Genomic DNA, 19,545 nt, shown 5'->3' on the forward strand with positions numbered 1-19,545 from the left:
TTTCCCCCCGCAAAAGCGTCCGCTATAGATGGGGCAAAGCGCGGCCAAGGGTCAAGACCGGGCGATCAAAATGGCGCGACGGCGCCGCGAAGGACAAGAGGGGCAGATGGCACGGGGAATTCTGACAGGCGCGGTTCATGGTGCGCTGCTGGGCGCGGCGGCCTTGGTGGGGCTGTCGTTGCTGGCGCCCCTGCCGCAGCCGCAGGACGCATCGCCGATGGTCGCCACCCCCGACGAAGGGGCGACACCTTCGGGGCGGATGGACCTGCCGGTGGGGTCGGAATTCGGGCGTGCGGGGGATGTGGCTCCGCGTGCGCCCACGCCGATCCGTGCTGGCGAAAGCGAACGTCAATCCGAACCCGTGGCGGTCACCGCCCCCGTGGCCGAGCCCGCGCCGCGCCCCGTGACGGATGACAATGCCAGGCCCGATACCCTTGCGGGAGACAGCATGCCGGCGCAGAGCCAGCCCGCGCCCTTCGATGCGGCCCCTGGCCTGCAACTGCCCGGTGGCGCCGCGGATGCGCCGATGACGCGCAGCCTGCCGGGGCTGGCGCCCGATGCACCCCAGGACAGCCTGCCGCAGCTGGCGGACAGCCCCAATGCTCAGGACGCGCAGCCCGATCCGGCCCCCGAGATGCCCGCACCGGGGCTGGACCTGTCGCTGCCCCCCGATCTGACCGATCTGCGCAAGATGGAGCGTAACTGACATGAACCCGATCAACCCCGCCCTGGCCGCCACCTTTGCCCCGCCGGTCATGGAGGCGCGCCGCTGGTTGCAGGGCGTCGATTTCCCGCCCGACCGGCCGCTGATCAATGTCAGCCAGGCGGCTCCCGTCGATCCGCCACCCCTGGGCCTGCGCCAGGCCATCGCCGACGCCGCGCTGAACCGCCCCGAGGCGCATCTTTACGGTCCGGTGCTGGGCAATGGCGATCTGCGCGACGCGGTGGCGGCTCGGTTCGGCGCCGCCTATGGCGGGTCGCTGACGGGCGGCAACGTGGCGATCACGCAGGGCTGCAACCAGGCCTTCTGTGCGGCAATGGCGACATTGGCCGGGGCGGGGGACCAGGTGATCGTGCCGACACCCTGGTATTTCAACCACAAGATGTGGCTGGACATGTCCGGCGTTCAGACGGTGCCCTTGCCCTGTGGCGCGGCGATGTTGCCCGACCCCGAGGAGGCGCGCGCCCTGATCACCCCGCGGACCCGCGCGATCGTGCTGGTGACGCCGAACAACCCATCGGGGGCGGAATATCCGGCCGAGCTGGTGGGGCGCTTCTTCGATCTGGCGCAAAGCCATGGGCTGGCGCTGGTGGTGGATGAGACCTATCGCGATTTCGACAGCCGCACAGGCGCGCCGCATGACCTGTTCCAGCGCCCCGATTGGGATCGCACGCTGGTCCAGCTTTACAGTTTTTCCAAGGCCTATCGCCTGACCGGGCATCGGGTCGGTGCGCTGGTCGCAGGCCAGGACCGCCTGGCCGAGGTCGAGAAATTCCTGGATACGGTCGCGATCTCTCCGTCGCAGCTGGGGCAGGTGGGGGCGGTCTGGGGGCTGGCGAACCTGGACGACTGGCTGGCCGGCGAACGGGCCGAGATCCTGGCCCGCCGCCGTGCCACCGAAACCGCGCTTGCTGATCTGACCGGTTGGACGCTGAAAAGTGCCGGGGCGTATTTTGCCTGGGTGGAATATCCCTTCGCCGAAAGCTCGGCCGATCTGGCACGGCGCATGGTGTCGGAGATCGGGGTGCTGGCGTTGCCTGGAACGATGTTCACGCCCGAAGGCGACCCGACCGGCGCGCGCCATCTGCGGCTGGCCTTTGCCAATGTCGATGCGGACGGGATCGCGCAATTGGCAGGGCGGCTGGCACAGCTTGGGGCCTGATCCACTTGTGGCGCGGGGCGCGGCGTCCTAAAGACGGCAAAGACACGACCACGAGGAAGGCCGCGCCATGTCACAGCTGCGAACCAAGGGCAAATCAACCGTCGTCTGGATCCTTTTGGGTCTGATGGTCCTGGGGTTGGGGGGCTTCGGCGTCACCAGCTTTTCAGGGGGCACGACCGAGGTCGGCTCGGTCGGCGATACCAAGATCACCGCGGATGAATACGCCCGCGCCCTGCAGAACGAGATGCGCAACCTGTCGCAGCAGACCGGGCAGCAGATCACCATGGCGCAGGCCCAGCAGATGGGGCTGCCCGCGATGGTTCAGGGCCAGCTGATCGGCGCGGCGGCGCTCGCCGAACAGGCGCGCCGCATCGGCGTTTCCGTGGGCGATGAGAAGGTCGCCGAAACGATCATGCAGGCAGGTGCCTTCCAGGGGCCGAACGGCAGGTTCGACCGCACCGCCTATTCCGAGATCCTGCGCCGCGAACGTCTGACCGAGGCCGATTTCGAAGCGACCGTTCGCGACGACGAATCCCGCCTGATCCTGCAGCGCGCCATTGCGGGCGGGGTCGAGGCCCCCACGCCGATGGTCGATCAGACCGCGCGCTGGCTGTTGCAGACGCGCGATTTCGCTTGGCGCGAACTGACCGCGGATGATCTGGCCGAACCCATCGCCGATCCCGACGAGGCGACGCTGAAAGCATGGCACGAGGCCAATGGCGCACGTTTCACCGCACCCGAAACCCGCAAGATCAGCTATGCCTGGGTCAATCCGGACATGCTGTCATCGGAAGTCGAAGTCGACGAAGAGGCCCTGCGCGCCGTCTATGACCGCAACATCGATCAGTTCCAGCGCCCTGAGCGCCGGATGGTCGGCCGCCTTGTCTTCCCGACCGAGGCCGACGCGCAAGCCGCCCGTGACCAGATCGACGCCGGCGAAAAGCCCTTCGAAGCCTTCGTGATCGACCGTGGCCTGTCGCTGGATGATATCGACCTGGGCGAGGTGACGCGCCAGGATCTGGGGCAGGCCGCCGATACCGTCTTTGCCGCCGAACAGCCCGGTGTCGTGGGCCCGGTCCAGACCGATCTGGGCCCGGCGCTGTTTTCCGTAAACGCGATCCTTGATCCCGTCGACATCCCGTTCGAAGAGGCGCGCGACGATCTGCGCGGCGAGGCAGCCCTGAGCCGTGCCGCCCGCCAGATCCAGGACCGTACGCCCGACTATGAAGACCTGCTGGCCGGTGGTGCCACGCTGGAGGAGCTGGCCGAGGAGACGGAGCTGGAATTGGGGCAGGTGGACTGGACTGCCGAGGGCAATCCCGAGGAAGGCAGCATCGCCGGTTACGAAGGTTTCCGCGAACGTGCCGCAGACATCACCGCCAGCGATTTCCCGCAGCTGTTCGAACTGGCCGATGGCGGTGTCTTCGCCATGCGACTGGACGAAATCGTGCCGCCGACCCTGAAGCCCTTCGACACGGTCCGGGACGAGGTTCTGGCCGATTGGAAACAGGCCGAACTGCAGCGCCGCCTGCTGGACTTGGCCGCCGAACAGCGTCTGGCTGCCGTGGCGCAGACCTCGCCCGGAGCGGATGCAGAACCGCAGGCCGAGGCGGTCGAAGAACCCGCCGCCGTCGATTGGACGACCGAAACCGACATGTCGCGCAGCGATTACATGCGTGGTTTGCCGCCCGAGATCCTGTCCCAGGCCTTTGCGATGGCCGAGCCGGGCGATGTCGGGGTCGTCGATGCGGGTGACCGGGTCTTTGTGCTGCGCCTGGATCAGATCAGCGATGCGGACCTCTCGACCGAGGATGCGACGCAGATCGTCGACAGCGTCAAGTCGCGTCTGGACCAGTCCTTGCAGGGCGACATCTTCGACTATTACGCCCGCCATGTTCAGCGCAATTCCAAGGTGCAGATCGACCAGCAGGCCATCAACGCCATCAACGCGCAGGTTCAGTGATGCAGCTGACGCCCGATTTCGAATCCTTCAAGGCGCAATGGGCTGCGGGTCACAACCAGCTGGTCACCATCCGTTTGGCGGCCGATCTGGACACGCCCGTCAGCCTGATGCTGAAACTGGCCGAGGCTGCCCCGCAGAGCTTCATGCTGGAATCCGTCACCGGGGGCGAGGTTCGCGGTCGTTATTCGATCGTCGGCATGAAGCCCGACCTGATCTGGGAATGCCGCGACGGCAAGGCCCGGATCAACCGGCAGGCCCGCTTTACCGAAGACTTCGAGGATGATGCCCGTCCCGCGCTGGACAGCCTGCGCGCCCTGATCGCAGAGAGCCGGATCGAGACCATGCCCGAGGGCGTGCCGCCGGTGGCCGCGGGGCTGTTCGGCTATCTGGGCTATGACATGATCCGGCTGGTCGAACACCTGCCGCATGTGAACCCCGACCCGCTGGACACGCCCGATGCGATGATGATGCGGCCATCCGTCGTGGCGGTGCTGGATGGGGTCAAGGGCGAGGTGACGCTTTGTGCGCCCGCGTGGCATGACGGGAACGACAATGCGCGCGCCGCCTATGCGCGTGCCGCCGAACGGGTGATGGATGCGCTGCGGTCGCTGGACCGCCAGCCGACCGAACCGCGCGCCTTGGGCCATGACATGCAGATCGGCGCGCCCGTGTCGAACTTTGCCAAGGCCGACTATCTGTCGGCTGTGGAAAAGGCCAAGGAATACATCCGTGCGGGCGACATCTTCCAGGTGGTGCCCAGCCAACGCTGGCGGCTGGATTTCCCGCTGCCGCCCTTTGCGCTTTATCGCAGTCTGCGGCGCACCAACCCGTCGCCCTTCATGTTCTTCCTGAACATGGGCAGCTTCCAGATCGTCGGCGCCAGCCCCGAGATCCTGGTCCGCCTGCGCGATGGCGAAGTCACGATCCGCCCCATCGCGGGCACCCGTCCGCGGGGCGCGGACGAAGCCGAGGACCGGGCGCTGGAGGCCGATCTGCTGGGCGACCAGAAGGAACTGGCCGAGCATCTGATGCTGCTGGATCTGGGGCGCAATGACGTGGGGCGGGTCGCCAAGCCCGGCACCGTGCGACCGACCGAAAAATTCGTCATCGAACGCTATAGCCACGTGATGCATATCGTGTCGAACGTGGTGGGGCAGTTGCGCGATGGCGAGGATGCCCTGTCGGCGCTGCTGGCGGGTCTGCCCGCAGGCACCGTATCAGGTGCGCCCAAGGTTCGCGCCATGCAGATCATCGATGAGCTGGAGCCGGAGAAGCGCGGCGTTTATGGCGGTGCTGTCGGCTATTTCGCCGCCAATGGCGAAATGGACATGTGCATCGCCTTGCGCACGGGCGTGGTCAAAGACCAGGCGCTGTATATCCAGGCTGGCGGCGGCGTTGTTTATGACAGCGACCCCGAGGCCGAGTTCGAGGAAACGATGAACAAAAGCCGCGCCCTGCAACGTGCCGCCGAAGCGGCGGCGCAATTCGTCCGCGGAAACTCCTGACCGCCTGCGGCCAGCCTGCGTGACAATGGAAAAGGCGGCCCAATCGGGCCGCCTTTCTGTCAGATCCCATAAAAGGTCCGAACCTTGCCGATCAGTTGGCAGGTGCGGTTTCCGTTTCGGTTTCAGTCTCCATGTCCATTTCCTCGGCGGGAGCGTCTGCATTCATGTCGCTCTCCATCTCGGCATTGTCTTCCATCGCGTCTTCGGTCGCCACCGGCTGACCTTCAACGGTGCCTTCGGTTTCCATGGTTGCGGGCTCGGTTGCCATCGTATCGGTTGCTGCCGGATCGGTCGCCATGGTGTCGGTCGCTGCCGGATCGGTTGCCATCGTATCCGTGGCCATTTCGCCTTCCGCTTCCTGGTCGCGGAAGACATATGCCGGTGCGGCGTCAGCTTCTTCTTCGGTCAGGTCGGTGGTGATCTGCTGAGCGTCCGAATTGATCATCAGGTCGGTCCACGGAAGGGCGATCTGCTTTTCACCGATGCCCAGGAAACCGCCGACGCCGATGACTGCTGCCTTCATTTCGCCGGTTTCGCTATCGACGATCAGATCGTTGATGTCGCCGATTGCGCTACCATCGGGCGAGGTCACCGACGTACCAGTGATCCAGTCAACGCGCCATTCGTTTTCGGCCTGCTGCTGCTCGACCTTTTCGGCGGCCGAAGCTGCGGCTGCTGCGTCGTCACCTTCTGCGGTTTCCATCGCGGGATCTGCTGCCGGATCGGCCATCGTATCTGCTGCAGGATCGGCCATGGTGTCGGTCGTATCCGTGCCCATCGGCGCGGTTTCGGTCGTTTCCATCTCAGGATCGGCTGCGGGCGCGGTGTCCTGAGCGAAAGCGGCGCCAAAGGTCATCGGCAGGGCAACGGCAGTGGTCAAAAGAAGATTACGCATAGTGTCCTCCTGGTTTTCCATTTGCGGGCGGCGTTTGCATCCCGCGATTGAGTTCACAATGCGCAGATCCCGACAGAGGTTCCCCGCCAAAATGAGTTCGGCGGGGACCAGGCAAAAAGTCTTTGTGATGGAACCTTAATCCTCGCCGCGGAACGGCTGGACATATTGCAGTGCCATGTCCCACGGGAAATAGATCCAGGTATCCTGGCTGACCTCGGTGACATAGCTGTTCACCATCGGCTTGCCCTTTGGCTTGGCATAGACGGTGGCCATGTGCGCCTTGGGATACATCTCGCGGATCAGTTCCAGCGTGCGGCCGCTGTCGACCAGATCGTCGACGACCAGAATGCCGTCGCCGTCGCCCATCAGCTCGGGGTCGGGTTTTTTCAGGACCGTCAGCCCGGACTGTTCCTGCCGGTGATAGGATTTCACGCTGATCGTGTCGATCGTGCGGATGTCCAGTTCGCGTGCCACGATCATCGCGGGGACAAGCCCGCCCCGGGTCACGGCCAGAACGGCGCGCCATTCCTGTTCTTCCATGCGCCATGCCAGCGCACGCGCATCGCGGTGCAGCTGATCCCAGCTGATGTGAAAACCTTTTTCGTGGGGCAGACGATCCGTCATGCGTCTTTTTCCTTCCTCAGGGATTCACGACCAGCGAAAGGCCCAGCAACGCGATTGCCAGGCCGGCCCCCCGGTCGATCCAGAACTTTGCGGTATAATAGCGGTCCCGCAACCACGGCAGCGCCATCAGACTGGCCAGTGCGGTATAGAATAACAGCTCGACGGACAAGGCTGTGACATAGATCGTGCCCTTGTCGGCGATGCTCAGCGCAGCAGGAAAGATCGACAGCAGCACCGCCGAATAGAAAAGCGCGGGCTTGGGGTTGGACAGGTTCAGGGCCATCCCCGACCACAGGCCGATGCCGCGTTTCGCGGATGCGGGATCGGGCAGGGGGTCGGCGGCGTGGCGCCACATCTTTGTGGCGATCCACAGCAGATAGACCCCGCCCAGGACGCGCATCAGTGTCAGGGTCAATGGCAGCAGGCGGAAGATGACCGTCAGGCCCAGCAAGGCGAACAGGCACCAGACCGATGCCCCGACCGCCAGACCCCAGCCATAGGGCAGGGCGCGCCTGCGGCCATAGGCGAAGGACCCTTGGCTGATGGCTATGACGCCGGGCCCCGGCGACAGGATCGCCACGGCCAGGGTCGCCACGAAGATGCCAAGCTGGTCGGCCGAGATGGTGATCATGCCCGGCCGCCCCGCGGATCTCAGTCTTTCTTGACGGTCGCGATGTCGGGCGCGTCGACGGCCTTCATGCCGACCACGTGATAGCCCGCATCGACGTGATGCGTCTCGCCCGTGACACCGGCCCCAAGGCGCGACAGCAGGTAGAGGGCGGAATTGCCGACATCCTCCTGCGTGACATTGCGACGCAGCGGAGAGTTCAGCTCGTTCCACTTCATGATGTAGCGGAAGTCGCCGATGCCCGATGCGGCCAGCGTCTTGATGGGGCCCGCGCTGATGGCGTTGACGCGGATGTTGTCCTTGCCGAAATCCTCAGCCAGGTAGCGGACCGATGCCTCCAGCGCGGCCTTGGCGACACCCATGACGTTGTAATGCGGCATGACGCGTTCGGCGCCGTAATAGGTCAGCGTCAGCATCGACCCGCCATCGGTCATCATCGCGGCTGCCCGGCGGGCGACGGCGGTGAAGGAATAGACCGAAATATCCATGGTCATCAGGAAGTTGTCGCGCGTGGTTTCAGCATAGCGACCGCGCAGCTGTTCCTTGTCGGAAAAGCCGATGGCGTGGACGATGAAGTCCAGCTTGTCCCATTCCGCGGCCAGTTTCTCGAACAATCCGTCGATGGATGCGCTGTCCGACACGTCGCAGGGCAGCACCAAGTCCGAGCCGAGCTGAGCTGCCAGTGGGTCGACGCGCTTCTTCAGCGACTCGCCCTGATAGCTGAAGGCCAGCTCGGCGCCCTCGGCGGCCAATGCTTTGGCGATGCCCCATGCAATCGACTTGTCATTGGCCAATCCCATGATCAGACCGCGCTTGCCGGCCATCAGGCCCGACCTCTGCTCGCTTGACATGTCCCGTCCCTCGCGCTTTCAACCGTTTCAGCGGTGATTATGCCGTTTACCCTGCCGCATCAAGCACAAGGAACGGATGATGACAGATCGGACCGGAATCTTTGCGGGTGATGACCCGTTCGACATCATGCGCGCTTGGTTGGCCGAAGCTGAAAAATCCGAGATCAACGATCCCACTGCCATCGCGCTGTCCACCGTCGATGCCGAGGGCATGCCCGACACGCGGATGGTGCTGCTGAAGGATATCGACGGTCAGGGAGCTGACGGGTCGTTCGTGTTCTATACCAATTACGACAGCGCCAAGGGCCGCCAGATCAGCGCCACCGGCAAAGCCTCTTTCGTGATGCACTGGAAATCGCTGCGCCGTCAGATCCGCGTCCGCGGCACCGTCACCCGCGAGGAAGGCCCGCAGGCGGACGCCTATTACGCCAGCCGCGCATTGAAGAGCAGGCTGGGGGCATGGGCCTCGCCGCAATCGCAACCGCTGAAGGACCGTGCAACCCTGGTTGCGGCCGTTGCCAAAATGTCATTGAAGCACGGAACCAATCCTGCCCGCCCACCTTTCTGGGGAGGCTTCCGAATCACTCCGACCCAGATCGAGTTCTGGGCCGATGGCGCGTTTCGCCTTCACGACCGTTTTGTATGGGTCAGACAGGCGGAAGGCTGCTGGAAAGTGACCCGGCTTGCACCCTGAGCTTGACGAATTGTTTACTTGGGCCAAGATGGAGTGGCTGGGTTGGTCGCTCTGTTTCGGGTGATGGTATTTTGTTGTAGTCCGATTTGTGCGGTCTTAAGGTTCGCGCAAATTTGGCATTTCGTGGAAACATGCAGACGATGACTGAAGATGCTGGCCTGACACGCGTTACCGGATTGGTGAAGTGGTTTGACGCGACCAAGGGCTATGGTTTCATCGTGAATGACGAGGGTGGAGAAGACATTCTTCTGCACGCCAATGTCCTGCGCAATTTCGGGCGCAGTTCGGTCGCGGATCAATCCAGCGTCGTGGTGATGGTTCAGGCCACGAAGCGGGGAACCCAAGCCGCAGAGGTCATGTCGATCGCGCCGCCGGCCACCGACGGCCATCCGCCGATCGCCGATCTGGCCCCCGAAGTCATCGAGCATATGGAAAGTCTTCCCCTTCGGCCCGCACGGGTGAAGTGGTTCGACAAGAGCAAGGGCTTCGGTTTCGCAAACATCTTCGGACATCCGGAAGATGTTTTCATTCATATCGAGGTTGTGCGCCATTCCGGTTTTGCTGACCTTGCCATCGGCGAGGCGATTTGCCTGCGCGTGATCGAAGGCCCGCGCGGTTTGATGGCGGCGCAGGTCGCTTCCTGGGACAATGCGGTCCCGGCATCGGCCCACGAACTGAAAGCCGATATCCGTGAAGATATGCAGGATGCCGAATACCTTGCCCATGTTGCCGAATAGGCTTTCAGCCGCTCTTTTCGCGGCGCTGATCCTTGGCCCGCTGCCGGCCTTAGCACAGGGAAGCTGCGCCGAGGATCTTGCCCTGATCCGTCTGGATGACAGCCAGGTGCTGGAATTCGATATCGAGGTCGTCGACACGCCCGCATCGCGTGCGCAGGGCCTGATGTATCGCAAGGATGTGCCGCCGGAGACCGGAATGCTGTTCATCTATGAACAGCCCCAGCCTGTCAGCTTCTGGATGCGCAACACGCTCGTTCCGCTGGACATGATCTTTCTGGATGCCGAGGGTGTGATTCGCCACATCCACCCCAATGCCCGCCCGCTGGACGAAACGCCCGTGCCCGGCGCGATGGTCGGCGACCCCGATCCCGCACGCCTGATGGTGCTTGAGATCGCAGGCGGGGAGGCGGCCCGTCTGGGGCTGGCAAAAGGGCAGGTTCTGGCGCATCCGGCATTGGATCAAGACCGCGCTGCATTTCCATGCAGCTAGGCCTTTTCACCGCTCGATCAATCGTCTAAAGCGAAGCTGTCGGGGCGTAGCGCAGCCTGGTAGCGCGACGGTTTTGGGTACCGTAGGTCGGAGGTTCGAATCCTCTCGCCCCGACCACCACTTAGCTCCTTCAGTCACCCCTCGGTTTGCAATCCGGTTTGCAACTTGGCTCTCGAATGGGCCTCCCGCAACTTGTGAGCGAGGCTGTCGGACATAGCCGGCGAGAGTGCGACGTAGCGCTCAATCACCTCTGAAGCGTGCTTAAGAGACCAGCCCATATGGGTCGCGATTTCCTTAAGATCGGCTCCGGCTTCCAATAGTCGTGTGGCGGCAGTGCCTCGGGCATCATAGAGCCGCAGTTCTTTCCGAATCTTCAGCTTGTCGCGCCACACGCCGACAGCGTCCCCAAGGTAGTTTTCGTGCTGGTAGGGCTCACCGCTCTTGTTAACGATCAGTGTGACCTGACGCTGAGGCGTGGAGTCTAGAATCTGCGCCATGCGTTCGGTGACGGGAATCGACGCCAGGCGTTTTCGTTTCTGCGTCCATATCGCAATACGGCGGCCTTGCTGGGTGGGGTGAATATGCTCCCAAGACAAACGCACCAGGTCGCCAGGGCGAAGTCCTGTTTCGAGGGCGATGCATAGGATCCGCGAAACATGGGCTGGCGCACCGGCCTCGAATACGGCGATTTCCTCCGGCATCCAGAATATCTCCGAACGCTGGCTTTTGTAGACAGATTTTATCTTCTGCAGATGATGCAGTCGAATGCGGCCGCGGTCATATCCAAAGGCCACAATCCGTTGCATATGCCGGATGCGGTCATCGCCGACCTTGCCGCCGATCGTGTCTCGCCAATCCAGGGCTTGCGTTCGGATGCGTGGGTCCTCGAGTGCGGCCAATGGCGCATCCCCGAACTTACGATCAATGCCGTTGTCTGGATGGTAGATTGAGCGCCTCATATCGGCCTGTGTTCGGGGCGCCAGCACTTTGAAATCCTGGCTGTCCAAGAAGGCGAGAATCAGACTGCGGAACTTGCCTTGCGCCGCCGGCGTGCATTTCCGCGCAGCCGAGAATGCTGCTATGTAGTCTGGCGATCCGAGACGGATATCCCCGGTGCTGTCCCAGAATTTAATCGCGCCGCGGCCCCGTCCGACATAGTGATGTTCGCGCACCGTGCCATCGGCCAGTCTCTTCCGGATCCTGTTGATCCCTCGTAGGTTAACGCGCGTCATCCTCGAACCACCTGTCTACTTCACTTCGTGCCTCATTCTGAACTGAAGGCGGCAGGATGCGCATTACTCCATCCCTCGTCATTTCGACCACGCTGCCTGGATCTGATTCTCGGGCAGCTTTGAGCGCGCGCTTGATCTCGGCTTCGGTGAATGCTGTTCGCCGTCCCATATCAACCTCCTTGATCGTTGCAGGGCAGGGGGCGGGGACGGCTTGTTCCGACCTCTCTGCGTGCCACGCGGGCTGCATGATCCAGCTTGGCCACGGCCATCACCGCGGGCTTCAGCTCGGCGGGCGCGTCGTCGTATTTCAGGCCCGTCCAGCGACCGTTCAGCCGGGGCAGCATGCCCTGCGGGATCACCTGCCAATTGGCCGGGTCGCAATTGGTCTTGTCACCGTCCAGGCATTTCAGGACATGTCCCTCGGGCACCGGACCGTGCTGACGTTCCCACAAGTATCGGTGCTTGTGGACTGGGCGCGTGGCGTGGCCGTTCCACGGGTTCCGCTCGTCGACGATCATCACGACATAGCCGTCCTTGCTGTCGATGCGTTCGTGCCCCGGGCCGCGATGGTTCGCCGGCCGGTGCCCCGGCTTGAAGGCCGTCGCCATGACCTTGGCCCTGGCCTCCGGCGGCATCGGCTTGCCCTTGTTGTGAGAGACCTGCCCCTTGGTGAAATGCCCCGTCCGCCCTGTCATCCAGCCGCGCCGCTTGCAGAGCGCGGTCAGGTTCGCCTGCGAGACGTCGTCGCGCTGCCAGAAGGCCCGGAACAGCCTGTGCAGCTCCGCCCGCGGGAGGTGCTTGCGCGCCTCGATCCAGGCCAGCTCCTCGGGGTGATAGGTGATGGCGCGGCCCTTCATTCCGCCTTCCCCTCGATCTCGGTGGCACCGCCGCCGACCTTGGGCAGCATGGGCATGATGGCACTGCCATGTTCGGCCCAGAGCTTTGCCGCCTTCAACTGCGTGTCGGCTGTGCCGATGATCTTGTCGGCCACCGCGACGATGGCGTCGGCGCGCTTGGCCTCCTGTTCGATCTGGTCTGCCGTCATGCCCTCGTCGCCAAGCCGTTCCAGGGCGGCAAAGAGGTGGTTGTTCAGGTCGCCCAGCTTGTTCTTCATGTCCGGCCCTCCGGGCGGGCGGCGGACCGCTCGCGCGCCTCGATGATGCGGCAGCATTCGGCGCCGAGTTCGCGTGCCAGCGGCATGTCGATCGGGTCCATGCCGCAATAGCGGTCGATGACGCCGACCATGGCGGCGGTGATCTCGTCACGCTCTTCTGCCGTGCAGGCAGTGGCGCGGGGCGGAAGGGTGATATCAGTCATCTGTCCTGGTCCTTTTCGTAAGGTGCTTGTCGATCTGATCCTTGGCGACGGCCACGGTGCAGGCGGTGCCGTAGCCGTCCGTTTCGTCATGGGTCCAGAAGAAGGGCGTGTAGGGCACGTCGTATCGGCAGATCTGGATGCCGCGATGGGTGACGATGTCGGTCATGCGCTGAACTGCAGTTCGCCCGGATCGGCCATGCCGTGCAGGGTCTGGTCGATATCCGCGCCCCGTTCGACGCGGCTGCTGCGGGTGCGCGTTGTCCAGCCGCATTCGCGCAGAACGCGGGCCACGTGGCGGGCCGACAGGTTCCAGCTGGCGGCGGCAGGATAGCGATCGCTCAGATCCTCGGCGATCTGCAGGGCGCTGCGCGACCAGCCGTGCAGCGAGCAGTCGTGCTTGATGAAGGCCGCGAGGGCCATGCTGCGCGGGCTCATGCGAAGATCCACAAGACGAAGGCACCGCCGCAGAGCGTGCCGAGAATGCCGATCACGAAGGCGATCATGTCACCCACCGTCAGGACGGGGCGCAGCGGATCGGCAAAGCTGTCGATGGCGGGCAGGTCGATTGGCAGGGTCGAAGGCGTATCGTCCCGCCGGGCGCTGATGCTGTTGTACGGGTCCATCAGCGCGGCCCCTCGATCAGGTTTGCGGGCCGGTGGCGCTGGCGGACCTTGCCGCCGCGGGCACTGACCGTGATGTACCAGGCAAAGCGGCGGGCGGTCTCGCCGGCACGCGCGGCCAGTTCCGGGTCAGCGATGATGGCGCGGGCCTGGGCCGGGATGGTAGCTTGGCGAAGGGTGTCGGCAATGATCTGCATGGCCGTGATCTCCATCGAGTTGCGATGGAGATAAGAGTTGTTCAGATAAAATGGACTGTCAAGACAGCAAGTTCAATTTATATGAACTGCGCATGCTCGTTTGATTAAGCGCCTTGCGGCCCTCGGCTGAACTTAGAGCGCTGCCGACTGTGCAAGCAAAGGTTGCACAACCTGACAAAACGCGCAAGTGTTCCGGTTATGTTCTTGCGGGGTGGTCATGGGTAGATTGACATTTGCAGTTGCGAGGATTGCCAAAAAACTCAGGTTCGACTTGAACCTTCTTTTTGATCCCATTCACTACTGGCGGCTTGCAAGGCGGGGAACAGGCGGTCCTGAACGTCCCCAGGAAGCTGAGAAAAGTCGCCATTCATCAGAAAATTGAAGTCAACGCGGTGCGCTCGGTACAGATACTTCATCAAATCTCGGTTGGGGTAAGTTGCCCCAGCCATGGCATTGCTCAGTACGGTTTTGGATATGCCTGCAGCTTTCGCAAGTTCGCTTTGCTGGGGCAGGCCTGTAACGATGAATGCGGCGCGCAGGCGGACCGCCGTAGCTGCCAGGCCCATATCGTTTATACGCGCGAGGCGTGATTTTTGATCAATGTCCATGTGGTTATCATGCCTGCAGTTCAGAATTTGTGAATTCTCTGCTGACTGAACATTGACAGTTCAGATTTACTGAACTATCGCTCAGGTATGCAGAATGACCTGATCACCGTGCAGTCTATATGTGACGCCTTGGGGCGTCGAAAAATTGCTGATGCGATCGGAGTGCGATTGACCTCAGTCAGCAATGCGATTGTCGATGGCCGCTTTCCTGCAAGATGGTTTCATGTCGTCGATAGGCTGTGCGCGGAAAGCGAACTGCCCTGTCCCCATCAGCTATTCACCTTCGTAGGTGCTGCATCTGCGCGTGAGCCACGCCCTGATACTTCCACCCTCAACCAAGAGCCCTCTCATGACACTTCCCATGCAAATACTGCGCCCGACGCAGCATGACGGCGCATGCCGTCCAATGTCCCATGCCAACCTGTTTGACGGGCGGGGCCGCGGCCGCGATGCCACCCGCCGCGCCCATGCTAATCACGGTACTGACCGCGCGGCCTTCCTGCGCCGCTGGTCGCTGCTGATGATTGCCAGCTTTGCCAGCCGCGAGGTTTGCGCCGTGCATTTCGGCGTCACCTTCCAGACGGCCTGCAACTGGTTCGACGGGCTGAACGCGCCCTATGGCCACCATGTCGATCACGCGACGCGGAGCTTGGCCCGCTACGCCGAGATCATGCGGGGGGACTGATGGGTTTCGGGTCATCAGGACACCCGAAGGTGGATGAGATGGGCAGGAAGCATGGCCCGTCCAGGGGTATCACCCCCCACCCAAGCCGCAATTCCGGCCGCCTTCGGGTGAAGCACGGAAGACCCGGGATTGCGGACCCTGCGGCTGGCCCGGCCGAGAGCTGCCTTTTGGCAGCGGGGCATGTTTTCCGGTCCGGGCATCGCCTGTCCTGCACCGGCACCTGGCGCGGCGGCTGCAGGGCTGCCGCGTCCTTTTCATTCCCATCCGCCCCCGCGCCGGTCGCGGGTCCGCGGGTGCCCGGGCCGCTCTCCTCCTCCCTGGCGGTCCGGGCTTTTCATCGCATGGGGGCGTGGTGCCGCGCGGCGGTGCCGGAACGAGCGAGGCGCCAATGATCACGTCATCCGAAGGCGCGCCGATGGCGGCCGGACCGCGGCCCATCCCGCATGGGACATCCTCGGGCTATGTCAGCCACAAGTGCCGCTGCGATGCCTGCCGCGAGGCGGAGATCGCGCGGCAGCGCGCGTGGCGGCAGCGCCTGCGCGAGGGCAAGGTGCGCCACTGTCCCGATCACCCCCGCTGCGTACCGGTCCGGGTGCGGGGCACGGTCTATCCCTCGATCTCGGCCGCTGCGGCGGCGCTGCGGATCACGCCGGGATCGATCTCGGGGCAGCTGGACCGCAAGGGCCATGCCGATGCGGCGGGCCTGGGATCCCATGCGCCCCGGCGCAAGGTGCCGCGGCCGAATGCCAGGCCCTGCGTCATTCACGGGCGGCGCTTTGCCTCGATCGCCGAGGCGGCGCGGGCCCTTGGCGTCGGTTACGCGCATCTGCATCGCCAGCTGAAGGCGGGCATGACCCCGCGCTATCGCGATTACCTGCTGGGCCGGATGATGCGGGCCGGTATGAGCCGGGGAGCAGAGCGATGAGCCTGGCGCTGGCGCCGGTGGGCGAGATCGACGAATACCCGCTGACGCGCGAGGACCGGCTGGACAGCCATTACTTCATGGCCTGGGAGCGGCGGCGCTGGCTGAACTGTGACATGCGCCTGAAGGGCACCGCCGAATGCCGCGCCTATTACTTCGACCTGATCAATATCAGCTACGACCAGTCGCCGGTCGGCACCCTGCCCACCGACAAGGCGGTGCTGGCCAAGATGCTGTTCGTGGATCCGGGACATTTCGAGCAGCTGTGCCGGCTGGATTTCGGTCCGTTGCATCGGTGGCGCACGGTGCGCTGCGAGGGCGAGCTGCGCCTGATGCATCCCATGGTGCTGCGCACGCTGACCGATGCGATCGCCCGCAAGGAAGACAATCGCGCCAAGAACGAGGCCGCCAATGCCGCCAAGCGCCTGATGCGGCTGCGCAGCACCCTGGCCGGCTACAACACCGAGCTGGCCGCGAACGATGCCGCGGTGCGCTGGATCGACGACTGGCTGATCCGGGAGGGCTGCGAGTACCGGTCCTCGAGCTGGATCGAGCGCGGCATCTCGAACTGGGGAGAGCATGCGCTGGATCTGCGGATGAAGGCGCGCGGCCGGGTCTGACTGGAAGACACTGTCCAGGATTGTCCGACAGACAGTTCAAGACAGTCCGAAGACACTGTCAGACTGTCCGGCACGACAGGGACAAGGACAGAGACAAGAAAGAGACAGCGCCCGTCGCGCGACATTCCGGCGATGGCGCCTGTGGATAGGTTGAAGGGCTGAGAGAAGGGGAAGATGCCATGTCGGCTCCGAATGCGGGAATGAGGGCGCGGGTGGACGGGTTGCTGATGCAGCCCCTGGCGGGGCTGGCGCGCAAGCGCGGCGTGAGTGCCGAGGCGCATGACAAGGCCATGGCGCGGCTGCGCGACTGGCTGACCTACATGTCCGACGACAACCTGCGGGCCATGGTGGACCTGATCGCGCGGCACGCGGTCAAGGGCATCTGGCCCGAGGAAGGGCTGATCCGGTCCTGGGCGATGACGCTGCAATGCCCGCCGCCCCGCGACAGCGCCTATGCCCAGAGCCTGATCCGGTCGGCCATGGGTCGGCAGGCCATGGCCGAGGGCTGGGCGGTGGAGCTGTTCCAGATCGCCCGGAAGCTGGGCCCGCCGCCGGGCAAGTACATCATCACGCGGTTGCGCCAGGACGCGGATGCCAACCGCCACAAGCGCCGGGTCATCCGCGAGAACATCGAGGCCGGGCGCGCGACGCTGGCCGAGAAGGACTGGCTGGCCGCCTGGCACGCGGACCTGGCCGAGATCGAGGCCATCCAGAACGCGGCGAACGAAGAAGGGACAGCAGCATGAGCATGATCGACAGGCAGGCGGCACGGGCGCGGCTGGAGGGCGAGGCCGAACGGCTGCGGGCGATGATCGACCGCGCGACGCCGGTGGCGGGCTGCGGCCCCGCCATCCCGACCGCCCCGGCGCGCGGACCGCAGGTGGCCGAGATGCCGCGGGTGGTGATGCCCGACGGCAAGTCCAGATCCGGCTACAAGGTCGAGGAGATGGGCTGGCGGGGCTTCAAGGCGGTCCGCGCCGCCGACATCTTCGACGATCTGGCCCGCATCGCCGCGGCCAAGGGACGCGAGGCACCCTTCACCAAGGCGCAGGTCACCGTCGCCCGACGCTATCGCGACCTGGTCGAGCGCCACGACGCGGGTGGCATGCGCTGCGCCAGCCTCGAGGCACGACGCGGGTCAGGGCCATCATCGGGAGGCGCGTTCATCGACGCCTACCTGGCCGAGGGCGAGGAGATCCGCCGCCTGCAGCGCCGGATCGGAACCGGGACCGCCATGGTGGTTCGCCGGGTGCGCCCGTCCAGTCGCGGCGGCGCAAGGGCGTCGGTCATTACAAACCGCGCGCTGGTCGACGCGATCTGCCTGCATGGGAAGAGCTTTCGAGCCGTTCTGAAAGCGCATGGCTGGGCTTTGGACGGAAAACACACATCAAAGCTGCATGTCGCGCTGGCGGATGTGCTGGACCGCATGCACGGGCGCACGACCAAAAACTCTTGATCGCTTATCCCTCACGGGGTCATAACTCTTGTCATCATCCACAGGTGCGCCCGCCGGGAACTTCCCTTGCGGGCGTTCGTCGTTTCGGGGGCGCGATCATGTTGAAGATCACGCTGGACGACGCCGACCTGCAGCGGAACCTGCGCCAGCTGGCAGACAGGGACGCGCGACAGGCAGCGGCATGGGCCTTGAACGACACGGCTGCCGATGTCCTGACGCATGTCCAGAACCGCATGGATGAGGTCTTCGACCGTCCCACGCGGTTCACGAAGAACGCGTTCATGGTCTGGCGGGCCAAGCCGAACAGCCTGGAAGCCTTCGTCATGGAACGTCCAACGGTCGGACGGCGGCATTACCTGAAGATGCAGGAACTGGGCGGCGCGCGCGGCCAGACGGGGCTCGAAGCGCTGCTATCCTCGCGGCTGGCCTATGACGGCATCATCCAGTCGGCCATCCCTGCGGAGGGGGCCAAGCTGAACGCCTATGGCAACTGGCAGACCGGCGAACGCAACCAGGCGCTGTCGGCGGTCCAGGCGCAGCGCGACGACCGGACCAACACCACGGCCACGGCACGCAAACGCCATCGCAAGCGGGCCGGCTTCTTCGTGCCAAAGGCCGGATCGGGGCTTTCGCCGGGGATCTGGAAACGGGCGCCGGATGGCACGATCAGCAAGGTGCTGCACTTCAGTGCCGTTGCTCCGGTCTATTCGGAGCGGCTCGGGTTCCAGGACGGCGCCGCCGATGTCTACCGCGCCCGGCTGCCCGAGCACCTGGCCCGCACCTTCGCACGGATGGTCCAGAGGGTGGCCGAACGCGGCTGACCGCCCAGCCCCCGCGGGTCCTTCCTGGCAAGGAACCGCACGGGGGTAATTCGCACCCCGCTATTCGCAACTTTTTTCGGAGTTTTCAGCCGCAGAGGATGGGGTTGTTGTTGGGGTTTGGCATGTCGGAACAGGATGAACTGCCCACGCTGCTGCCGGTCGAGATCGACGACGCCCTGGCGCAGCTGCTGCACCGGTTCCCGCTACCCGACACCATCCTCGACGCGGACATGAACCAGGAGGAGATCGCCCAGGCCTTCGGGACCACGGTCAATACCGTGGCGAAGTGGATCCGCGATGGCATGCCGGTGGCGCAAGTCGGCGGCAACGGTCGGGCCTACGTGCTGCGCCTGTCTCACTGCTGGGCCTGGCGCAAAGGGCGCGAGGCGGATGCCGCGCACCGCAACCGGCATAACGAGAACCAGATCAGCATGCTTCGAGCCGAGTTCCTAGGCGTGGAGGTCGACAACGAAGCGGCCACCTTGTCGGGCAAGGAACGCCGCGAGCTGGCCGAGGCCGACATCCGCTGGTCGGCAGCGCAGCTGAACCGCCGTCGCCTGGTCCCGCTGGATGATGTCCTCGAACTCCTGGAAAGCATCGGCAAGATCGTCCGCGACGGCCTTGAATCCATGCCCGACCGGCTGGAACGGGAACTGGACCTGACCGCCGTTCAGGTGGCGACGGTCGGCAATATCGGGGCCGACATCCTGACGACCATCGCGGACCGGATCGAGGAGGCCGAGCTGCGCGAGCGCGATGTGCCCGATGTCGATTACAATGCCAGGATCCTGATCTGA

General features: G+C 64.3%; 27 protein-coding genes and 1 tRNA gene. 15 read left to right on the top strand and 13 right to left on the bottom strand.

Annotated features, from left to right (window positions below; all coding sequences use genetic code 11):
* Positions 1 to 106 precede the first annotated feature (106 nt).
* The 4 genes from DKT70_RS12440 to trpE all read left to right on the top strand — a co-directional run bounded on the left by DKT70_RS12440 (position 107) and on the right by trpE (position 5,351).
* Positions 107 to 706 carry a hypothetical protein gene (locus DKT70_RS12440; protein ID WP_146612632.1) on the top strand — a complete coding sequence of 200 codons (600 nt, stop codon included), beginning with the start codon at positions 107 to 109 and terminating at the stop codon, positions 704 to 706.
* A 1-nt stretch (position 707) separates the two neighbouring features.
* On the top strand, positions 708 to 1,883 hold the full coding sequence (locus DKT70_RS12445; protein ID WP_111559441.1) for an aminotransferase: 1,176 nt from the start codon (positions 708 to 710) through the stop codon (positions 1,881 to 1,883).
* Between the two features lie 67 nt (positions 1,884 to 1,950).
* Positions 1,951 to 3,846: a peptidylprolyl isomerase gene (locus tag DKT70_RS12450; RefSeq protein ID WP_233490555.1), complete on the top strand. Its 1,896-nt coding sequence runs from the start codon at positions 1,951 to 1,953 to the stop codon at positions 3,844 to 3,846.
* The gene (trpE, locus tag DKT70_RS12455) at positions 3,846 to 5,351 is read left to right on the top strand and encodes an anthranilate synthase component I (RefSeq protein WP_111559442.1); all 1,506 of its coding nucleotides are present in this window, start codon (positions 3,846 to 3,848) and stop codon (positions 5,349 to 5,351) included. Before DKT70_RS12450 ends, trpE begins: the two co-directional genes overlap by 1 nt.
* A gap of 91 nt (positions 5,352 to 5,442) precedes the next feature.
* Here trpE and DKT70_RS12460 read toward each other — a convergent pair whose 3' ends face one another.
* From DKT70_RS12460 to fabI, 4 genes are all read right to left on the bottom strand, one after another.
* Complete coding sequence (locus DKT70_RS12460) at positions 5,443 to 6,267, bottom strand: PRC-barrel domain-containing protein (protein ID WP_199559589.1); 825 nt, start codon at positions 6,265 to 6,267, stop codon at positions 5,443 to 5,445.
* A gap of 114 nt (positions 6,268 to 6,381) precedes the next feature.
* A complete protein-coding gene (gene gpt / locus DKT70_RS12465; protein ID WP_072296239.1) occupies positions 6,382 to 6,870 on the bottom strand; it encodes a xanthine phosphoribosyltransferase in 489 nt (162 codons plus the stop codon).
* A 16-nt stretch (positions 6,871 to 6,886) separates the two neighbouring features.
* A complete protein-coding gene (locus DKT70_RS12470) occupies positions 6,887 to 7,501 on the bottom strand; it encodes a LysE family translocator (RefSeq protein WP_233490556.1) in 615 nt (204 codons plus the stop codon).
* A gap of 20 nt (positions 7,502 to 7,521) precedes the next feature.
* Positions 7,522 to 8,349, bottom strand: coding sequence for an enoyl-ACP reductase FabI (gene fabI / locus DKT70_RS12475; protein ID WP_111559443.1), 828 nt, complete (start codon positions 8,347 to 8,349; stop codon positions 7,522 to 7,524).
* A 79-nt stretch (positions 8,350 to 8,428) separates the two neighbouring features.
* On the opposite strand from fabI, the gene pdxH reads away from it, so the two are divergent.
* From pdxH to DKT70_RS12495, 4 genes are all read left to right on the top strand, one after another.
* Entirely contained in the window at positions 8,429 to 9,043 is a 615-nt protein-coding gene (gene pdxH / locus DKT70_RS12480; RefSeq protein WP_111559480.1) for a pyridoxamine 5'-phosphate oxidase, read from the top strand.
* 140 nt (positions 9,044 to 9,183) lie between these two features.
* Positions 9,184 to 9,780, top strand: a complete 597-nt coding sequence (locus DKT70_RS12485) for a cold-shock protein (protein ID WP_111559481.1) — start codon at positions 9,184 to 9,186, stop codon at positions 9,778 to 9,780.
* Complete coding sequence (locus tag DKT70_RS12490) at positions 9,767 to 10,270, top strand: DUF192 domain-containing protein (RefSeq protein WP_111559444.1); 504 nt, start codon at positions 9,767 to 9,769, stop codon at positions 10,268 to 10,270. Before DKT70_RS12485 ends, DKT70_RS12490 begins: the two co-directional genes overlap by 14 nt.
* A 40-nt stretch (positions 10,271 to 10,310) precedes the next feature.
* Positions 10,311 to 10,387, top strand: a tRNA-Pro gene (locus DKT70_RS12495).
* A gap of 17 nt (positions 10,388 to 10,404) precedes the next feature.
* Here DKT70_RS12495 and DKT70_RS12500 read toward each other — a convergent pair.
* From DKT70_RS12500 to DKT70_RS12535, 9 genes are all read right to left on the bottom strand, one after another.
* A complete protein-coding gene (locus DKT70_RS12500) occupies positions 10,405 to 11,502 on the bottom strand; it encodes a tyrosine-type recombinase/integrase (RefSeq protein WP_111559445.1) in 1,098 nt (365 codons plus the stop codon).
* Positions 11,503 to 11,672: 170 nt separating this feature from the next.
* Positions 11,673 to 12,359 carry an HNH endonuclease signature motif containing protein gene (locus DKT70_RS12505; protein ID WP_111559446.1) on the bottom strand — a complete coding sequence of 229 codons (687 nt, stop codon included), beginning with the start codon at positions 12,357 to 12,359 and terminating at the stop codon, positions 11,673 to 11,675.
* On the bottom strand, positions 12,356 to 12,616 hold the full coding sequence (locus DKT70_RS12510) for a hypothetical protein (RefSeq protein WP_111559447.1): 261 nt from the start codon (positions 12,614 to 12,616) through the stop codon (positions 12,356 to 12,358). The genes DKT70_RS12505 and DKT70_RS12510 overlap by 4 nt, the downstream gene beginning before the upstream one ends.
* Positions 12,613 to 12,819: a hypothetical protein gene (locus DKT70_RS12515; protein ID WP_072297733.1), complete on the bottom strand. Its 207-nt coding sequence runs from the start codon at positions 12,817 to 12,819 to the stop codon at positions 12,613 to 12,615. The genes DKT70_RS12510 and DKT70_RS12515 overlap by 4 nt, the downstream gene beginning before the upstream one ends.
* Positions 12,812 to 12,985, bottom strand: a complete 174-nt coding sequence (locus DKT70_RS18060; protein WP_158530043.1) for a hypothetical protein — start codon at positions 12,983 to 12,985, stop codon at positions 12,812 to 12,814. Before DKT70_RS18060 ends, DKT70_RS12515 begins: the two co-directional genes overlap by 8 nt.
* Entirely contained in the window at positions 12,982 to 13,254 is a 273-nt protein-coding gene (locus tag DKT70_RS12520) for a hypothetical protein (protein ID WP_146612633.1), read from the bottom strand. Before DKT70_RS12520 ends, DKT70_RS18060 begins: the two co-directional genes overlap by 4 nt.
* Complete coding sequence (locus DKT70_RS12525; protein ID WP_111559449.1) at positions 13,251 to 13,442, bottom strand: hypothetical protein; 192 nt, start codon at positions 13,440 to 13,442, stop codon at positions 13,251 to 13,253. The genes DKT70_RS12520 and DKT70_RS12525 overlap by 4 nt, the downstream gene beginning before the upstream one ends.
* Complete coding sequence (locus DKT70_RS12530; protein ID WP_111559450.1) at positions 13,442 to 13,651, bottom strand: hypothetical protein; 210 nt, start codon at positions 13,649 to 13,651, stop codon at positions 13,442 to 13,444. The genes DKT70_RS12525 and DKT70_RS12530 overlap by 1 nt, the downstream gene beginning before the upstream one ends.
* 245 nt (positions 13,652 to 13,896) lie before the next feature.
* Entirely contained in the window at positions 13,897 to 14,244 is a 348-nt protein-coding gene (locus DKT70_RS12535) for a helix-turn-helix domain-containing protein (protein ID WP_111559451.1), read from the bottom strand.
* A gap of 406 nt (positions 14,245 to 14,650) precedes the next feature.
* Between DKT70_RS12535 and DKT70_RS12540 the strand changes: the two genes are divergently transcribed.
* The 7 genes from DKT70_RS12540 (at position 14,651) to DKT70_RS12565 (ending at position 19,545) form a co-directional block, all read left to right on the top strand.
* Complete coding sequence (locus DKT70_RS12540) at positions 14,651 to 14,929, top strand: hypothetical protein (RefSeq protein ID WP_111559452.1); 279 nt, start codon at positions 14,651 to 14,653, stop codon at positions 14,927 to 14,929.
* A gap of 415 nt (positions 14,930 to 15,344) precedes the next feature.
* On the top strand, positions 15,345 to 15,854 hold the full coding sequence (locus DKT70_RS12545; RefSeq protein WP_146612635.1) for a hypothetical protein: 510 nt from the start codon (positions 15,345 to 15,347) through the stop codon (positions 15,852 to 15,854).
* The gene (locus tag DKT70_RS12550) at positions 15,851 to 16,471 is read left to right on the top strand and encodes a hypothetical protein (RefSeq protein ID WP_111559454.1); all 621 of its coding nucleotides are present in this window, start codon (positions 15,851 to 15,853) and stop codon (positions 16,469 to 16,471) included. The genes DKT70_RS12545 and DKT70_RS12550 overlap by 4 nt, the downstream gene beginning before the upstream one ends.
* Before the next feature lie 179 nt (positions 16,472 to 16,650).
* Positions 16,651 to 17,217 (top strand): hypothetical protein, encoded by a 567-nt coding sequence (locus DKT70_RS17800; RefSeq protein WP_146612636.1) that lies wholly within the window; start codon positions 16,651 to 16,653, stop codon positions 17,215 to 17,217.
* Positions 17,214 to 17,927, top strand: coding sequence for a hypothetical protein (locus DKT70_RS12555; protein ID WP_233490557.1), 714 nt, complete (start codon positions 17,214 to 17,216; stop codon positions 17,925 to 17,927). Before DKT70_RS17800 ends, DKT70_RS12555 begins: the two co-directional genes overlap by 4 nt.
* Positions 17,928 to 18,025: 98 nt before the next feature.
* Positions 18,026 to 18,748, top strand: coding sequence for a hypothetical protein (locus DKT70_RS12560; protein WP_233490558.1), 723 nt, complete (start codon positions 18,026 to 18,028; stop codon positions 18,746 to 18,748).
* A gap of 98 nt (positions 18,749 to 18,846) precedes the next feature.
* Positions 18,847 to 19,545, top strand: a complete 699-nt coding sequence (locus tag DKT70_RS12565; RefSeq protein WP_111559455.1) for a DUF1441 family protein — start codon at positions 18,847 to 18,849, stop codon at positions 19,543 to 19,545.

The sequence above is a fragment of the Paracoccus sediminilitoris genome, assembly GCF_003259195.1.
Lineage (GTDB): Bacteria > Pseudomonadota > Alphaproteobacteria > Rhodobacterales > Rhodobacteraceae > Paracoccus > Paracoccus sediminilitoris.

Bases quoted from the DNA above. Each gene is read 5' to 3' on its own strand.
- DKT70_RS12525 (WP_111559449.1), bottom strand. From the start codon at position 13,442: ATGGACCCGTACAACAGCATCAGCGCCCGGCGGGACGATACGCCTTCG.
- pdxH (WP_111559480.1), top strand. From the start codon at position 8,429: ATGACAGATCGGACCGGAATCTTTGCGGGTGATGACCCGTTCGACATC.
- DKT70_RS12440 (WP_146612632.1), top strand. From the start codon at position 107: ATGGCACGGGGAATTCTGACAGGCGCGGTTCATGGTGCGCTGCTGGGC.
- DKT70_RS12490 (WP_111559444.1), top strand. From the start codon at position 9,767: ATGTTGCCGAATAGGCTTTCAGCCGCTCTTTTCGCGGCGCTGATCCTT.
- DKT70_RS12535 (WP_111559451.1), bottom strand. From the start codon at position 14,244: ATGGACATTGATCAAAAATCACGCCTCGCGCGTATAAACGATATGGGC.
- trpE (WP_111559442.1), top strand. From the start codon at position 3,846: ATGCAGCTGACGCCCGATTTCGAATCCTTCAAGGCGCAATGGGCTGCG.
- DKT70_RS12510 (WP_111559447.1), bottom strand. From the start codon at position 12,616: ATGAAGAACAAGCTGGGCGACCTGAACAACCACCTCTTTGCCGCCCTG.
- DKT70_RS18060 (WP_158530043.1), bottom strand. From the start codon at position 12,985: ATGACCGACATCGTCACCCATCGCGGCATCCAGATCTGCCGATACGAC.
- DKT70_RS12530 (WP_111559450.1), bottom strand. From the start codon at position 13,651: ATGGAGATCACGGCCATGCAGATCATTGCCGACACCCTTCGCCAAGCT.
- DKT70_RS12500 (WP_111559445.1), bottom strand. From the start codon at position 11,502: ATGACGCGCGTTAACCTACGAGGGATCAACAGGATCCGGAAGAGACTG.
- DKT70_RS12470 (WP_233490556.1), bottom strand. From the start codon at position 7,501: ATGATCACCATCTCGGCCGACCAGCTTGGCATCTTCGTGGCGACCCTG.
- DKT70_RS12540 (WP_111559452.1), top strand. From the start codon at position 14,651: ATGTCCCATGCCAACCTGTTTGACGGGCGGGGCCGCGGCCGCGATGCC.
- DKT70_RS12505 (WP_111559446.1), bottom strand. From the start codon at position 12,359: ATGAAGGGCCGCGCCATCACCTATCACCCCGAGGAGCTGGCCTGGATC.
- DKT70_RS12450 (WP_233490555.1), top strand. From the start codon at position 1,951: ATGTCACAGCTGCGAACCAAGGGCAAATCAACCGTCGTCTGGATCCTT.
- DKT70_RS12555 (WP_233490557.1), top strand. From the start codon at position 17,214: ATGAGCATGATCGACAGGCAGGCGGCACGGGCGCGGCTGGAGGGCGAG.
- gpt (WP_072296239.1), bottom strand. From the start codon at position 6,870: ATGACGGATCGTCTGCCCCACGAAAAAGGTTTTCACATCAGCTGGGAT.
- DKT70_RS12460 (WP_199559589.1), bottom strand. From the start codon at position 6,267: ATGGAAAACCAGGAGGACACTATGCGTAATCTTCTTTTGACCACTGCC.
- DKT70_RS12565 (WP_111559455.1), top strand. From the start codon at position 18,847: ATGGGGTTGTTGTTGGGGTTTGGCATGTCGGAACAGGATGAACTGCCC.
- DKT70_RS12550 (WP_111559454.1), top strand. From the start codon at position 15,851: ATGAGCCTGGCGCTGGCGCCGGTGGGCGAGATCGACGAATACCCGCTG.
- DKT70_RS12485 (WP_111559481.1), top strand. From the start codon at position 9,184: ATGACTGAAGATGCTGGCCTGACACGCGTTACCGGATTGGTGAAGTGG.
- DKT70_RS17800 (WP_146612636.1), top strand. From the start codon at position 16,651: ATGTCGGCTCCGAATGCGGGAATGAGGGCGCGGGTGGACGGGTTGCTG.
- DKT70_RS12445 (WP_111559441.1), top strand. From the start codon at position 708: ATGAACCCGATCAACCCCGCCCTGGCCGCCACCTTTGCCCCGCCGGTC.
- fabI (WP_111559443.1), bottom strand. From the start codon at position 8,349: ATGTCAAGCGAGCAGAGGTCGGGCCTGATGGCCGGCAAGCGCGGTCTG.
- DKT70_RS12545 (WP_146612635.1), top strand. From the start codon at position 15,345: ATGGCGGCCGGACCGCGGCCCATCCCGCATGGGACATCCTCGGGCTAT.
- DKT70_RS12520 (WP_146612633.1), bottom strand. From the start codon at position 13,254: ATGAGCCCGCGCAGCATGGCCCTCGCGGCCTTCATCAAGCACGACTGC.
- DKT70_RS12515 (WP_072297733.1), bottom strand. From the start codon at position 12,819: ATGACTGATATCACCCTTCCGCCCCGCGCCACTGCCTGCACGGCAGAA.
- DKT70_RS12560 (WP_233490558.1), top strand. From the start codon at position 18,026: ATGTTGAAGATCACGCTGGACGACGCCGACCTGCAGCGGAACCTGCGC.